Below are 13,225 nucleotides of genomic sequence, written 5' to 3' on the forward strand. Positions count from 1 at the left end.
GAAAGCCCCGCCCTCGTGCGTTTCAGCCCTGTGGACAAGTTCCCGCCGGCGCTATGCGGAACCTGGCGGCAGGTGTAGGCTCAAAACTGGGAACCCCCGTGAGGATGCCGCCATGCCGCGTAACCTCTGCCTCATCCGCCCTTGTCTGGGGCTGACCACGCGAATCGAATGCGTGGTCAGGCCGCTGGCCGGAGAGAACGGACTCTGGACCCTGCTTTGCGCCGCCGGCATGTCCGGCTCCCAGCCTTCGGCGATCAAGGCCCAGGGCCCCTTCCACGGACCGCTGGTGGCCGAAGGGGTGTTGCAGGCGATTGCAGACTGCCTGGCCCAGCAAGGCTATATCGAAGCCGTCGACCCGCCGATCTGGCGCCTGCACCTGCAGGGCGAACTGCGCCGACTCAATGGCGAACGACGGCCGCATGTCGGCGACTACCTGTTTCGCCCGGAATCCTGAGCGGCGCCTGGGCAAAGCCTGAGCAATCCGGCCAAGGCCCCGTGCCATCATCGCTGGCGGGATCCATCCCGGCTCGGTGCACATATTTATCCACAGATTTTCTGGATAAAAACCGCCGGCCGCTGCGTTATACTCGCCGCCCCATTTCCCCCTGCACATACACACAAGAGACCATGGAACGCTTTTTCGAAAACGCCATGTACGCCTCGCGTTGGCTGCTGGCTCCCATCTACATGGGCCTGTCGCTGGCGCTGCTGGCGTTGACCATCAAGTTCTTCCAGGAAATATTCCACGTCATCCCGAACATCTTCGCGATGGCCGAGGCCGACCTGATCCTGGTCCTGCTCTCGCTGATCGACATGGCTCTGGTCGGCGGCCTGCTGGTCATGGTGATGATCTCCGGCTACGAGAACTTCGTTTCGCAGCTGGACATCGACGAAGGCAAGGAAAAGCTCAACTGGCTGGGCAAGATGGATTCCGGCTCGCTGAAGAACAAGGTGGCCGCCTCCATCGTGGCGATCTCTTCGATCCACTTGTTGCGCATCTTCATGGACGCGAAGAATGTGCCGGACAACAAGCTGATGTGGTACGTGATCATCCACATGACCTTCGTGCTCTCGGCGTTCGCCATGGGCTACCTGGATAAGCAGACCCGTCACTGACGACCCTCTCCAGTGTTTCGCTCGCGCCGCCCGGCCGTTGTAAAACGGACGGGCGGCGGCGTTTCCGGCTTGCGTTGCCTGGTGCCTGGGCAAGACTTTCCTGTGATATCGGGCGGACGCCGGGAGCGGGCGTCCTTCGCATCGTCGGGGCCTGGCGGCCGGACGATGCCGGGAATCGGGCCGGCGCTGTCGGGACCGAGGCGGTTGGCGGAAACCTGGAGGCTTCCGCTGCCTGCGCAACCTCGAGAGGTTCGCGATGAACATGCAGGATCTCGCCGGCCGGGTCCAGGCTGGACATATCGACGCCTTGCACCTGGTGTCGCTGGAGGGCGGCATCTATGTCCTGGAGGCGCAGATGGGCGACCGCGCCTATCCGGTGGAGGACGATCTCGGCCAGCCGGTCAGCCTGCGCTCCGTGGAGCATGCGCGCCAGGTACTGCGCGGGCTGGACAGGGTTCCGGTGGAGTTGGTGTGCGCCGATGTCGATGACGAGATGTGTGGACTCCTGGCCGAGTCGGGTTCGTTTATCGGCGGGCTGCCGCTGTCGATCCGCCAGGGTTGAGCACAAGCGGCTGCGCCGGTAGGGGGGAAGGGCCTTCTGTGCTAGGCTGGCCGCCCTTTTTCGACCCCACAGCGGAGCACCGCCATGAGCGAACTCAACCTGACCACTGACGAAGCCCGTGTCAGCTACGGCATCGGCCGTCAACTGGGCGACCAACTGCGCGAGAATCCGGTTCCAGGCATGACCCTGGACGCAGTCCTGGCCGGCCTGTCCGATGCGTTCGCAGGTATCGACAGCCGGGTTTCCGGCGAGGCGCTGTCGGCCAGCTTCCAGGTGATCCGCGAACGCATGCAGGCCGAAGCCCAGGCCAAGGCCGAAGCCGCCGCTGGCGAAGGCCGCGCCTACCTGGCCGAGAACGCCAAGCGCGAAGGCGTGACCGTGCTGCCGTCGGGCCTGCAATTCGAAGTGCTGAGTACTGGCGAGGGCGCCAAGCCTTCCCGCGAGGATACCGTGCGCACCCACTACCACGGCACCCTGATCGACGGCACCGTATTCGACAGCTCCTACCAGCGCGGCCAGCCGGCCGAGTTCCCGGTGGGCGGCGTGATCGCCGGCTGGGTCGAAGCGCTGCAACTGATGAACGCCGGCTCCAAGTGGCGCCTGCACGTACCGAGCGAACTGGCCTATGGCGGCCAGGCGGTCGGCAGCATTCCCCCGCACAGCGTGCTGGTGTTCGACGTCGAACTGCTGGAAATCCTCTGAGGCGCATCGGCCCCAGGAAGGAGCGAAACGCCCCGTCGACGCATCGACGGGGCGTTTTTCATGGCGGCATCAGTAGCGGGCATCCAGCGGACGCTTGTCCTTCGGCCAGTCCTTGATCTTGTCCGGGAAGTCCGGGCGCGGCTGGTGCGAAAAGTACTCCGCGACGTCCACTGCGTCCTGGTCGCTGAGGCCGCCCTGGCCGAGCGGGAAGCGTTCCTGGAAGCCGATCGGCATGTTGTGCTTGACGAAGGCGGCAGCGGTGAAGGTCCGCGCCATGCCGGCGCCGATATTGAACGACTCGTCGCCCCACAGCGGTGGGAAGAGCATCTCGCCGGCACTGTTCCTCAGCCCCTCGCCATTCTCGCCATGACACACCGCGCATTGTCGGGCGTAGACCTTGCGGCCGTTCTCCGGGTCGGGCTTCAGCGCCGGGTCGACCTTGCCGACGCCGCGGCCGGCGACCTTGTCCTGCGGCCGGGTGTTGTTCTTCATCCAGTCGAAGTAGGCCACCATCGCCTGCATGTCGGCAGAGTCCGGCGGCAGAGGCTTACCGTTCATCGAGCGCCGGAAGCAGCCGTTGATGCGTTCCTCCAGGCCGATGACCTTGCCCGCCCGGGGCGCGTAGCTGGGGAAGAACGCCGAGACGCCGACGAAGGGCGAGCCGTCGGCTACGGTTCCGGCGTTCAGGTGGCAACTGGTGCAGTTCAACTGGTTGCCGACGTTCGCCGGCAGCAGCTCGCGGGTCTCCAGGTGCAGGCGCATGCCGCGTACCACCTGTTCGGCGTTCGGCGCCGCGAGCATGTCCGCCAGGCGTGGAGAGACGAAGGTCGTGGCCGGGCCGTTGCCGGCCTCGATCCGCTGGCGCAGTTTCTTCACCTGGCCGGCATCGATCGACGAACCCTGGTTGCCCCAACTGCTGCGGACGAAGCTGAGGATCTCGGCGATTTCGCGGTCTTCCAGCTGGGCGAAGCCGGGCATGGTGTAGACCCGCGAGTGGGTTGCGGTCTGCGCGGTTTTCCAACCGGTAAGGGTGATATGCAGTAGCGTGCTCGGGTTGGCCGAAGCGACCGTGGGGTTGCCGGCCAGCGGCGGGAACATGCCCGGGACGCCGCTGCCGTCCTTGCGGTGGCAGTCGGAGCAGAACTGCGCGTAGCCGAGACCGCCCCGCGAGCTGTACAGGTCGACCGGTGCTGCCAGTGGGCGTTCGCTGTCGGGCATGGGCAGGTCGTCCTTGCCGGCCGGCAGGGACTTCAGGTAGCTGGCGATGGCCAGCAGATCGTCGTCGCTGAAGTGCTGGGTGCTGTGGTGGATGACATCGGTCATGCTGCCGGACACCGTGGCGAAGCGGTTCTGCCCGGTCTTCAGCAACTGCACGGTGTCCTCCACCGTCCACAGGTTGCGCAGGCTCAGGGCTTGCCATTGTTCGACGGTTTCTCCGGCGAGGTAGAACTGCCCGGAACGACCGGCTTCGCTCATGGCTTTTTCCTGGAAGGCGATGCCGCGCGGAGTATGGCAGGCGCCGCAGTGGCCGAGCCCCTGTACCAGGTAGGCGCCGCGGTTGATCACCGGGTCCGCGTCGCTGGAGGGGGTGAACGGCGCGTCGTCGAGGAACGCCCAGTTCCACAGCGACAGGCCCCAGCGCTGGTTGAACGGCCAGCTCATCGCGCTCGGCGTATTCGCCTGGGTGACGGGTTGCACGCCGTGCATCAGGTAGGCGTACAGCGCACGCATGTCTTCTTCGCTGATCTTGGCGTAGGACGGGTAGGGCATCGCCGGATAGAGATTCACTCCCTCGGCGGTCACCCCCTTGCGCATGGCGCGGTCGAACTCTTCGAAGCTGTAGCGGCCGATGCCGGTCTCCCGGTCGGGAGTGATGTTGGTCGAGTAGATGGTACCCATTGGCGTCTTCAGCTCCAGGCCGCCGGCCATCGGCGCGCCCTGCGGGCCGGTATGGCAGGCGATGCAGTCGCCGAGCTGGGCCACGTAGCGGCCTTTTTCGATGAGCGCAGCGTCCGTGGTCGGTTCGCTGGCATGGAGCAGGGGAACGATGGAGCACAGCGCGCCGAGCAAGCCGAGGCGCGGGAAAGAAGCAGGCATTTCCTCATCCTTAGGCGTAGGCCTGGGGCGGTCCCCTCGGCCACGGTCCATTCTTTTTTTCGTTATGCGGCCGTCGACAGGACGACGGTCACGCCGCTGTTGTAACGGCTTTCAGGCGAGGTCGGCTTGATGTGGATCAGGCAGGAATCCCTATCGCGGCGAGGGGCTGCCGGCGTGCTCGGGCGAGGCGTAGCGGAAAGACCGGGACATGAGGAAAGTGACTCCGGGAAGGTCGTCCGTGACCTTCCCGGAACCGGCCGGAGGCGCCTTTGCCTCCGTTCGTGCGATCCGCCTCCCGGGCAGCGGCGCACGGATGACGCGTCCTGGCGTCATCGCAAAGGCTCAGCGCAGGGCGCGGGCGTAGCAGAAGAGGAACAGGTTGCGTACCAGCTCCTTGAGGATCAGCGGTTCGCTCGAGTTCAACTCGTGCAGGTCCAGGCCGCCCTGGTCACGCAGTTCGTCCAGCGCGTCTTCTTCCAGGACTGCGCAGATTTCCCCGGTTTCCCGGTGCAGGATCCGCAGGTAGGGGTGTGGCCGATCAAGCCAGGCATCGATCAAATAAGTCATGGCGCTCATCTCCGTGACAAGACTGTGAGATGAGAATAATTCTTATTATCGTAATAGCAAGTCTTGATCGTGCCTTTCGTCGCAAAACGAAAACGCCGCCGTGAAAACGGCGGCGTTCGTCACAAGTCGAGCCCGATTCAGTGGGTACGGGCGACAGCGAATTCGCTGAGTTCGACCAGGGCGGAGCGGTATTCGTTGTCCGGCAGCGTATCCAGGCAGGCGATGGCGCGGGCGGCGTAGTCGCGGGCGAGGTTGGCGGTATAGTCCAGGGCGCCGGCAGCCTCGACGGCGGCACAGACGCTCTCCAGGTCCTGGCTGCCGCCTTGCTGGATGGCCTTGCGTACCAGCGCGGCCTGCTCCTCGGTGCCGTCGCGCATGGTGACGATCAGCGGCAGGGTGGGCTTGCCTTCGGCGAGGTCGTCGCCGACGTTCTTGCCGAGGGTCGCGGCGTCGCCGCGGTAGTCGAGCAGGTCGTCCACCAGTTGGAAGGCGATTCCCAGGTAGTCGCCGAAGCGGCGCAGTGCCTCGGACTGTTCCTCGCCGGCCTGGCACAGCGCGGCGGCGCTGTGGGTCGAGGCCTCGAAAAGCATCGCGGTCTTGCCGCGGATCACTTCCATGTAGGTCTCTTCGGTAGTGCTGGCGTCGCGTACCTTGGACAATTGCAGCACTTCGCCCTCGGCGATCACCCGGGTGGCCTGGGATATGATGCGCATGACCGGCATGGAACCCAGCTCGACCATCATTTCGAAGGAGCGGGCATAAAGGAAGTCGCCTACCAGCACGCTCGGCGCGTTGCCCCACAGGGCATTGGCGGTGGAGCGGCCGCGGCGCAGGCCGGAGGCGTCGACGACGTCGTCGTGCAGCAGAGTGGAGGTGTGCAGGAATTCGATGGTGGCGGCCAGCAGGCAGAGGTCGTCGCCCTTGTAGCCCAGGGTCTTGCCGGCGAGCAGGACCAGCAGCGGACGCAGGCGCTTGCCGCCGGCGGAGATGATGTAGTCGCCGATCTTTTCCACCAGGGGAACGCGGGAGGTGAGTTGGCGACGGATGATCCCGTCGACGGCGGTGAAATCTTCCGCCACCACGCGGTAGAAGGCCTGGGGTTGCATCAGTGACAATAGCTCCACAAAGATTGCGCGGCATGCTAGGTGGCAGGGGGGGGACTGTCAAGGAAAGGCCCGTGGCACTTGCCTCGGCCTGGACCTTTCCGTACAATCGCGGGCCCTGAACTTCCTTGGCATACCCTGCCTTACGCAATTGCACGGGCGTCCGATCCGACCCCATGCAGCCATGCCGGCCGATTCCTACTTCTATAAAGCGTCGGGTGAGCAGGTTTAACGGAGATACACATGTACGCAGTGATTGTTACCGGTGGCAAGCAGCACAAAGTCACCGAAGGCGAATTCCTCAAGGTCGAGAAACTCGACGTCGCTACCGGCGAAGCGATCGATTTCGACCGCGTCCTGCTGGTTGCCAATGGCGAAGACGTGAAAATCGGCCTGCCGGTCGTCGAAGGTGCGAAGGTTACCGCTGAAGTGGTTTCCCACGGCCGTCACGACAAGGTCCGCATCATCAAGTTCCGCCGTCGTAAGCACCACATGAAGCGTCAGGGCCACCGCCAGTGGTTCACTGAAATCAAGATCACCGGCATTCAGGCCTAATTCCTTTCTGGAGGATATGACTCATGGCACACAAAAAAGCTGGCGGTTCTACCCGCAACGGCCGCGACTCAGAAAGTAAACGCCTTGGCGTGAAACTGTTCGGCGGCCAGGCTGTAAAGGCTGGCAACATCCTGGTTCGTCAGCGCGGCACCAAATTCCACGCCGGTTACGGCGTTGGCCTGGGCAAGGACCACACCCTGTTCGCGAAAGTGGACGGCGTGGTCAAGTTTGAGACCAAAGGCGCCTTTGGTCGCAAATACGTGAGCATCGTTGCTGCCTAAGCAATAGCTCGCTGAAAAAGCCCTGTCTCGCGACGGGGCTTTTTTGTTTCTGCGCCGGCTTCCGGCCATGCCCTGCTTTCGGGGCATCCTGTATCCTATGTTTTTTTTCTGTTAACCCGCCCTCGTGGTGGGAGGCATATCCATGAAATTCGTCGATGAAGTATCAATCCACGTGAAAGCCGGTGACGGCGGCAATGGCCTCATGAGCTTTCGTCGCGAGAAGTTCATCGAAAAGGGCGGTCCCAACGGCGGCGACGGTGGCGATGGCGGTTCCATCTACCTGGAAGCCGACGTCAACCTGAACACCCTGGTCGACTATCGCTACACCCGCCGTTTCGATGCCCAGCGCGGCGAGAACGGCGGCAGCAAGGACTGCACCGGGGCCAAGGGCGACGACCTGATCCTGCCGGTGCCGGTCGGTACTACCGTGATCGACGCCAATACCCAGGAGATCATCGGCGACCTGACCGAGCCCGGTCAGCGGCTGATGGTCGCGCAGGGCGGCTGGCATGGCCTCGGTAACACCCGTTTCAAATCCAGTACCAATCGGGCGCCGCGCCAGACCACCCCGGGCAAGCCGGGCGAGGCGCGCGACCTCAAGCTGGAACTGAAGGTGCTGGCCGACGTCGGCCTGCTGGGACTGCCGAATGCCGGCAAGAGCACTTTCATCCGCGCAGTGTCCGCGGCCAAGCCGAAGGTGGCCGACTATCCGTTCACCACACTGGTGCCGAACCTCGGCGTGGTCAGCGTCGGTCGCTACAAGAGCTTCGTGGTCGCCGACATTCCCGGCCTGATCGAAGGTGCCGCCGAAGGCGCCGGGCTGGGCATCCGCTTCCTCAAGCATCTGGCGCGGACCCGTATCCTCCTGCATCTGGTGGACATGGCGCCGCTGGACGAAAGCGATCCGGCCGATGCCGCCGAGGTCATCGTTCGCGAGCTGGGTCGCTTCAGTCCGGCGCTGACCGAGCGCGAGCGCTGGCTGGTGCTGAACAAGATGGACCAGATCCTCGATCCGGCCGAGCGCGAGGCGCGCAAGCAGGCGGTGATCGAGCGGTTGGGCTGGGAAGGCCCGGTCTATGTGATCTCCGCCCTGGAGCGCGATGGCACCGAGGCGCTCAGCCAGGACATCATGCGCTATCTCGACGAGCGTACCCTGCGCCTGGAAGAAGATCCGCAGTATGCCGAGGAGCTGGCCGAACTCGACCGGCGTATCGAGGACGAGGCGCGGGCCCGTCTGCAGGCCCTGGACGATGCGCGCGCGCTGCGGCGTTCGGGGCTGAAGAACGCTGGTGCGGTGGATGACGATGATTTCGATGATGAGGAAGACGACGGCGACGGTCCGGAGATCTTCTACGTTCCCTGATGGCGTGATACCCCGCCGGGCGGGCCGGCGGGGCTGAAGAGTCGAAGCCTGGGCTTCTAAGGTTGAGGGTATGCGGGACAAGGTGACTGGCGCGCGGCGCTGGGTGGTGAAGATCGGTAGCGCCCTGCTGACGGCCGATGGCCGTGGGCTGGATCGCAATGCCATGGCCGTTTGGGTCGAGCAGATGGTGGCGCTGCATTGCGCCGGCATCGAGCTGGTGCTGGTGTCGTCCGGCGCCGTCGCCGCCGGTATGAGCCGCCTGGGCTGGGTGTCCCGACCTAGCGCGATGCACGAACTCCAGGCCGCCGCCTCGGTGGGACAGATGGGGTTGGTGCAGGCCTGGGAGTCCAGCTTCGCCCTGCATGGCCTGCAGACCGCCCAGGTGTTGCTGACCCATGACGACCTCTCCGACCGCAAGCGCTACCTGAACGCCCGCAGCACCCTGCGGACCCTGGTCGAGCTGGGCGTGGTCCCGGTGATCAACGAGAACGACACGGTGGTCACCGACGAGATCCGCTTCGGCGACAACGACACCCTGGCGGCACTGGTGGCCAACCTGGTCGAGGCCGACCTGCTGGTGATCCTTACCGATCGCGACGGTATGTTCGACGCCGATCCGCGCAACAATCCCGATGCCCAACTGATCTACGAGGCGCGTGCCGATGATCCGCAGCTCGATGCGGTGGCCGGCGGCAGTGCCGGCGCCCTGGGGCGCGGCGGAATGCAGACCAAGCTGCGGGCGGCGCGCCTGGCGGCGCGTTCCGGCGGGCATACGGTGATCGTCGGCGGGCGTATCGAGCGTGTCCTCGACCGCCTGCGCGCCGGCGAACGCCTCGGCACCCTGTTGACCCCTGATCGCAGTCGCAAGGCGGCGCGCAAGCAGTGGCTGGCCGGCCACTTGCAGATGCGCGGCACCCTGGTGCTGGACGATGGGGCGGTGAAGGCGGTGAGCCAGGATCACAAGAGCCTGTTGCCGGTTGGGGTCAAGGCGGTCCAGGGCAGCTTCCGTCGCGGCGAGATGGTGGTCTGTGTGGACCAGGGCGGGCGCGAAGTGGCGCGCGGCCTGGTCAACTACAGTGCGCTGGAGGCGCAGAAGATCCTCGGTCAGCCGACGGATGCCATCGAGGCCTTGCTCGGTTACGTGGATGGGCCGGAGCTGGTGCATCGCGACAATCTGGTTCTGGTCTGAGGAGAGGGCGAATGCGCAAGCTCGCGGGGTTGCTGGGTGGTCTGCTGCTGTTGCCGGCGCTTGCCGGGGCGGAGGAGATCGGCGAGGTTTCCACGGTGTTCAAGTGGGTCGGGCCGAACGACAAGATTGTCGTCGAGGCTTTCGACGATCCTAAGGTGCAAGGCGTGACCTGCTATCTGTCGCGCGCCAAGACCGGTGGGGTCAAGGGCGGTCTGGGGCTGGCGGAGGATCGCGCCGAGGCGTCGATCGCCTGTCGCCAGGTGGGGCCGATCCAGTTCAGTGGCGAACTCAAGGATGGCGAAGAGGTGTTCAAGCAGCGCACTTCGCTGGTGTTCAAAAGCATGCAGGTGGTGCGCTTCTTCGATCGCAAGCGCAATGCCTTGGTCTATCTGGTCTACAGCGACCGGGTGATCGAGGGCAGTCCGCAGAACGCGGTGACGGCGATTCCCCTCATGCCCTGGCCGACCGCTCGCTGAGGCGAGCGAATCGTGGGCAATAAAAAACCGGCCATTGGCCGGTTTTTTATTCGAGCAAGGCGTGCCTTAGGCGGCAGCGGTGCTGAGGGCCTTGATGTGGCCGCTCAGACGGCTCTTGTGACGAGCAGCCTTGTTCTTGTGGATGATGCCTTTGTCAGCCATGCGGTCGATCACCGGTACAGCGGCGGTGAAGGCGGCCTGGGCTTTTTCCAGGTCCTTGGCGTCGATGGCTTTCACGACGTTCTTGATGTAGGTGCGCACCATGGAGCGCAGGCTGGCGTTGTGGCTGCGACGCTTCTCAGCCTGTTTGGCGCGTTTTTTGGCGGAAGGTGTGTTGGCCACCGTCGAGCTCCTCGAAAAAAACTGGGTAAATAGCGAACAAATTAAGGCCGCGAATAATGCCGTCGCCTCCAGGGGTTGTCAAGGGGCTGCGCATGCGGCCGGAAAGATCGGCGACGGATGTCGCCTGCTTTCTTGCGGGTGATTTATTCCGGCGCGCATTCTACACTCGGCGCGCCCTTGCGGACCGCCGTTCGGCGGCGAGGGCGCACTCGCGCGATGAACCGGCCCGGCCGGTCGCGGTCTTGGACAGGATCAATTTCGACATGCCGGCAGCCCGACATCCATGAATCTTCTCAAATCATTGGCGGCGGTGAGTTCCATCACCATGCTGTCGCGGGTCCTCGGCTTCGTCCGCGATACCATCCTGGCGCGGATCTTCGGTGCCGGCCTCGCCACCGACGCCTTTTTCGTCGCCTTCAAGCTGCCCAACCTGTTGCGGCGGATCTTCGCCGAGGGGGCGTTTTCCCAGGCTTTCGTGCCGATCCTGGCAGAGTACAAGAACCAGCAGGGCGAGGAGGCGACGCGGACCTTCATCGCCTACGTTTCCGGCTTGCTCACGCTGGTGCTGGCGCTGGTCACGGCGCTCGGCATCCTCGCCGCGCCCTGGGTTATCTGGGTCACCGCGCCGGGCTTCGCCGATACCCCGGAAAAGTTCGCCCTGACCACCGACCTGCTGCGGGTGACCTTTCCTTATATATTGCTGATCTCGCTGTCGTCCCTGGCCGGCGCGATCCTCAACACCTGGAACCGCTTCTCGGTGCCGGCCTTCGTGCCGACCCTGCTGAACGTCGCAATGATCGGCTTCGCGCTGTTCCTCACGCCTTATTTCGATCCGCCGGTCATGGTGCTGGGCTGGGCGGTGCTGGCCGGCGGCCTGTTGCAGCTCCTCTATCAGCTGCCGCACCTGAGGAAGATCGGCATGCTCGTGCTGCCGCGCCTGAACCTCAGGGACAGCGGCGTCTGGCGGGTGATGAAGCTGATGCTGCCGGCCATCCTGGGGGTCTCGGTGAGCCAGATCTCGCTGATCATCAACACCATCTTCGCTTCGTTCCTGGCAGCCGGTTCGGTTTCCTGGATGTACTACGCCGACCGCCTGATGGAGCTGCCTTCCGGCGTATTGGGCGTGGCGCTGGGGACGATCCTCCTGCCGATGCTGGCGAAGACCTATTCGAACAAGGATCGCCATGAGTACTCGCGCCTGCTCGACTGGGGCCTGCGCCTGTGCTTCCTGCTGGTGCTGCCGTGTTCGCTGGCCCTGGCGATCCTCGCCGAACCTCTGACCGTCTCGCTGTTCCAGTACGGCAAGTTCACCACGGTGGACGCGGCGATGACCCAGCGCGCGCTGGTCGCCTACTCCGTCGGCCTGCTCGGCATCATCCTGGTCAAGGTTCTTGCGCCGGGCTTCTATGCCCAGCAGAACATCCGTACGCCAGTGAAGATCGCGCTCTTCACCCTGGTTTCCACCCAGCTGATGAACCTGGCCTTCATCGGCCCGCTTCAGCATGCCGGCCTGGCCCTGTCCATCGGCCTGGCGGCCTGCCTGAATGCCGGGCTGCTCTACTGGCAACTGCGCAAGCAGCGTCTGTACCTGCCGCAACCGGGCTGGGCGAAGTTCCTGGTCAAGCTGGTGGTCGCGGTGCTGGCGATGTCGGCGGTGCTGCTGGCCACGATGCACTGGCTGCCGGCCTGGGAGCAGGGCGCCATGCTGGAGCGATTCCTGCGCCTCGGCCTGCTGGTGGTTGCCGGTCTCCTGGCCTATTTCGGTATGCTCGCGCTGCTGGGTTTCCGCCTGCGCGACTTTTCCCGTCGGGCGGTGCTGTGAAGCGCGTCCGGGCTGGCGGCGGGATCATGCCGTTTTGCCTGTTGTCCGGCGCCCGGTACGCGTATAATCGACCACTTTCTGAGCAATAAGCGTGCTATGCAGCTGCTTCGCGGACTACACAACCTGCAGCCCCTGGCCGGGGGCTGCGTCGCCACCATCGGTAACTTCGACGGCGTCCACCTCGGGCACCAGGCTATCCTGGCGCGTCTGCGCGAGCGCTCGCTGGAGCTGGGCGTACCCAGCTGCGTGGTGATTTTCGAGCCGCAGCCGCGCGAGTTCTTCTCCCCCGATTCGGCGCCGGTGCGTCTGACCCGCCTGCGCGAGAAACTCGAGTTGCTGCGTGGGCAGGGCGTCGACGTGGTGCTCTGCCTGGCCTTCAACCGCCGCTTGCGCGAGCTGTCGGCAGCCGAGTTCGTCCGCCAGGTCCTGGTCGATGGACTGGCGGTGCGGCACCTTGAAGTGGGCGACGATTTCCGTTTCGGCTGCGACCGCTCCGGTGACTTCGCCTTCCTGGTGAACGCCAGTCGCGAGCAGGGGTTCACCGTCGAGGCGGCCGCCACCGTCGAACTGGACGGCGTGCGGGTGAGCAGCACGCGGGTCCGCCAGGCCCTGGCCGAGGGCGACCTGCATCTCGCCGAGCGCCTTCTGGGGCGTCCCTTCAGCCTGAGCGGACGGGTCCTGCATGGACAGAAACTCGGCCGGCAACTGGGCTCGCCCACGGCCAACATTCAACTGAAACGGCGCAAGGCGCCGTTGAACGGGGTCTACCTGGTCAGTACGCTGGTCGATGGCCAGCGTTGCCAGGGGGTGGCGAACATCGGCACCCGCCCTTCGGTGAACGGCGACGGCCGTCCCCATCTGGAAGTGCACCTGCTCGATTTCGCCGGCGATCTATACGGCCGGCATCTGCAGGTGACCTTCCACCAGAAGCTGCGCGACGAGCAGCGTTTTGCCTCCCTGGAGGCACTCAAGGCGGCGATTCTCGCGGATATCGCCGCCGCCCGGGCCTACTGGCTGGGCCAACCGCTTGATTGAAGAGATCCTGAACAG

General features: G+C 64.7%; 15 protein-coding genes. 11 read left to right on the top strand and 4 right to left on the bottom strand.

The window, feature by feature from the left end:
* Positions 1–112 precede the first annotated feature (112 nt).
* The 4 genes from HMPREF2581_RS30115 to HMPREF2581_RS30130 all read left to right on the top strand — a co-directional run bounded on the left by HMPREF2581_RS30115 (position 113) and on the right by HMPREF2581_RS30130 (position 2,380).
* Positions 113–454, top strand: coding sequence for a PA4575 family protein (locus HMPREF2581_RS30115; RefSeq protein WP_003094775.1), 342 nt, complete (start codon positions 113–115; stop codon positions 452–454).
* A gap of 173 nt (positions 455–627) precedes the next feature.
* Positions 628–1,116, top strand: coding sequence for a TIGR00645 family protein (locus tag HMPREF2581_RS30120; protein ID WP_003111135.1), 489 nt, complete (start codon positions 628–630; stop codon positions 1,114–1,116).
* Between the two features lie 256 nt (positions 1,117–1,372).
* Positions 1,373–1,678 (top strand): DUF6482 family protein, encoded by a 306-nt coding sequence (locus tag HMPREF2581_RS30125; protein WP_003105116.1) that lies wholly within the window; start codon positions 1,373–1,375, stop codon positions 1,676–1,678.
* A gap of 84 nt (positions 1,679–1,762) precedes the next feature.
* A complete protein-coding gene (locus HMPREF2581_RS30130) occupies positions 1,763–2,380 on the top strand; it encodes a BamJ family beta-barrel-assembly machinery protein (protein ID WP_003094769.1) in 618 nt (205 codons plus the stop codon).
* A gap of 69 nt (positions 2,381–2,449) precedes the next feature.
* Here HMPREF2581_RS30130 and HMPREF2581_RS30135 read toward each other — a convergent pair whose 3' ends face one another.
* The 3 genes from HMPREF2581_RS30135 to HMPREF2581_RS30145 form a co-directional block, all read right to left on the bottom strand.
* Positions 2,450–4,477, bottom strand: a complete 2,028-nt coding sequence (locus HMPREF2581_RS30135) for a c-type cytochrome (protein WP_003141558.1) — start codon at positions 4,475–4,477, stop codon at positions 2,450–2,452.
* 342 nt (positions 4,478–4,819) lie between these two features.
* Positions 4,820–5,044, bottom strand: a complete 225-nt coding sequence (locus HMPREF2581_RS30140) for a PA4570 family protein (RefSeq protein WP_003094765.1) — start codon at positions 5,042–5,044, stop codon at positions 4,820–4,822.
* A 137-nt stretch (positions 5,045–5,181) separates the two neighbouring features.
* A complete protein-coding gene (locus HMPREF2581_RS30145) occupies positions 5,182–6,150 on the bottom strand; it encodes a polyprenyl synthetase family protein (protein ID WP_003094763.1) in 969 nt (322 codons plus the stop codon).
* Positions 6,151–6,390: 240 nt separating this feature from the next.
* On the opposite strand from HMPREF2581_RS30145, the gene rplU reads away from it, so the two are divergent.
* The 5 genes from rplU (at position 6,391) to HMPREF2581_RS30170 (ending at position 10,011) form a co-directional block, all read left to right on the top strand.
* On the top strand, positions 6,391–6,702 hold the full coding sequence (gene rplU / locus HMPREF2581_RS30150) for a 50S ribosomal protein L21 (RefSeq protein WP_003094761.1): 312 nt from the start codon (positions 6,391–6,393) through the stop codon (positions 6,700–6,702).
* A 23-nt stretch (positions 6,703–6,725) separates the two neighbouring features.
* Positions 6,726–6,983 carry a 50S ribosomal protein L27 gene (rpmA, locus tag HMPREF2581_RS30155; protein WP_003094760.1) on the top strand — a complete coding sequence of 86 codons (258 nt, stop codon included), beginning with the start codon at positions 6,726–6,728 and terminating at the stop codon, positions 6,981–6,983.
* 142 nt (positions 6,984–7,125) lie between these two features.
* On the top strand, positions 7,126–8,346 hold the full coding sequence (gene cgtA / locus HMPREF2581_RS30160) for an Obg family GTPase CgtA (protein ID WP_003094758.1): 1,221 nt from the start codon (positions 7,126–7,128) through the stop codon (positions 8,344–8,346).
* A 70-nt stretch (positions 8,347–8,416) separates the two neighbouring features.
* Positions 8,417–9,535 (top strand): glutamate 5-kinase, encoded by a 1,119-nt coding sequence (gene proB, locus HMPREF2581_RS30165; protein WP_003094756.1) that lies wholly within the window; start codon positions 8,417–8,419, stop codon positions 9,533–9,535.
* A gap of 11 nt (positions 9,536–9,546) precedes the next feature.
* On the top strand, positions 9,547–10,011 hold the full coding sequence (locus tag HMPREF2581_RS30170; protein WP_003094746.1) for a CreA family protein: 465 nt from the start codon (positions 9,547–9,549) through the stop codon (positions 10,009–10,011).
* A 66-nt stretch (positions 10,012–10,077) separates the two neighbouring features.
* Here HMPREF2581_RS30170 and rpsT read toward each other — a convergent pair whose 3' ends face one another.
* Entirely contained in the window at positions 10,078–10,353 is a 276-nt protein-coding gene (rpsT, locus tag HMPREF2581_RS30175; protein ID WP_003094744.1) for a 30S ribosomal protein S20, read from the bottom strand.
* Positions 10,354–10,636: 283 nt separating this feature from the next.
* On the opposite strand from rpsT, the gene murJ reads away from it, so the two are divergent.
* Positions 10,637–12,175 (top strand): murein biosynthesis integral membrane protein MurJ, encoded by a 1,539-nt coding sequence (murJ, locus tag HMPREF2581_RS30180; protein WP_003102622.1) that lies wholly within the window; start codon positions 10,637–10,639, stop codon positions 12,173–12,175.
* Positions 12,176–12,271: 96 nt separating this feature from the next.
* On the top strand, positions 12,272–13,210 hold the full coding sequence (gene ribF / locus HMPREF2581_RS30185; RefSeq protein ID WP_003110419.1) for a bifunctional riboflavin kinase/FAD synthetase: 939 nt from the start codon (positions 12,272–12,274) through the stop codon (positions 13,208–13,210).
* Positions 13,211–13,225: the final 15 nt, after the last annotated feature.

Source organism: Pseudomonas sp. HMSC057H01, from assembly GCF_001836405.1.
In the GTDB taxonomy this organism is placed as follows: Bacteria; Pseudomonadota; Gammaproteobacteria; order Pseudomonadales; family Pseudomonadaceae; genus Pseudomonas; species Pseudomonas aeruginosa.

Bases quoted from the DNA above. Each gene is read 5' to 3' on its own strand.
- HMPREF2581_RS30115 (WP_003094775.1), top strand. From the start codon at position 113: ATGCCGCGTAACCTCTGCCTCATCCGCCCTTGTCTGGGGCTGACCACG.
- HMPREF2581_RS30120 (WP_003111135.1), top strand. From the start codon at position 628: ATGGAACGCTTTTTCGAAAACGCCATGTACGCCTCGCGTTGGCTGCTG.
- HMPREF2581_RS30125 (WP_003105116.1), top strand. From the start codon at position 1,373: ATGAACATGCAGGATCTCGCCGGCCGGGTCCAGGCTGGACATATCGAC.
- HMPREF2581_RS30130 (WP_003094769.1), top strand. From the start codon at position 1,763: ATGAGCGAACTCAACCTGACCACTGACGAAGCCCGTGTCAGCTACGGC.
- HMPREF2581_RS30135 (WP_003141558.1), bottom strand. From the start codon at position 4,477: ATGCCTGCTTCTTTCCCGCGCCTCGGCTTGCTCGGCGCGCTGTGCTCC.
- HMPREF2581_RS30140 (WP_003094765.1), bottom strand. From the start codon at position 5,044: ATGACTTATTTGATCGATGCCTGGCTTGATCGGCCACACCCCTACCTG.
- HMPREF2581_RS30145 (WP_003094763.1), bottom strand. From the start codon at position 6,150: ATGCAACCCCAGGCCTTCTACCGCGTGGTGGCGGAAGATTTCACCGCC.
- rplU (WP_003094761.1), top strand. From the start codon at position 6,391: ATGTACGCAGTGATTGTTACCGGTGGCAAGCAGCACAAAGTCACCGAA.
- rpmA (WP_003094760.1), top strand. From the start codon at position 6,726: ATGGCACACAAAAAAGCTGGCGGTTCTACCCGCAACGGCCGCGACTCA.
- cgtA (WP_003094758.1), top strand. From the start codon at position 7,126: ATGAAATTCGTCGATGAAGTATCAATCCACGTGAAAGCCGGTGACGGC.
- proB (WP_003094756.1), top strand. From the start codon at position 8,417: ATGCGGGACAAGGTGACTGGCGCGCGGCGCTGGGTGGTGAAGATCGGT.
- HMPREF2581_RS30170 (WP_003094746.1), top strand. From the start codon at position 9,547: ATGCGCAAGCTCGCGGGGTTGCTGGGTGGTCTGCTGCTGTTGCCGGCG.
- murJ (WP_003102622.1), top strand. From the start codon at position 10,637: ATGAATCTTCTCAAATCATTGGCGGCGGTGAGTTCCATCACCATGCTG.
- ribF (WP_003110419.1), top strand. From the start codon at position 12,272: ATGCAGCTGCTTCGCGGACTACACAACCTGCAGCCCCTGGCCGGGGGC.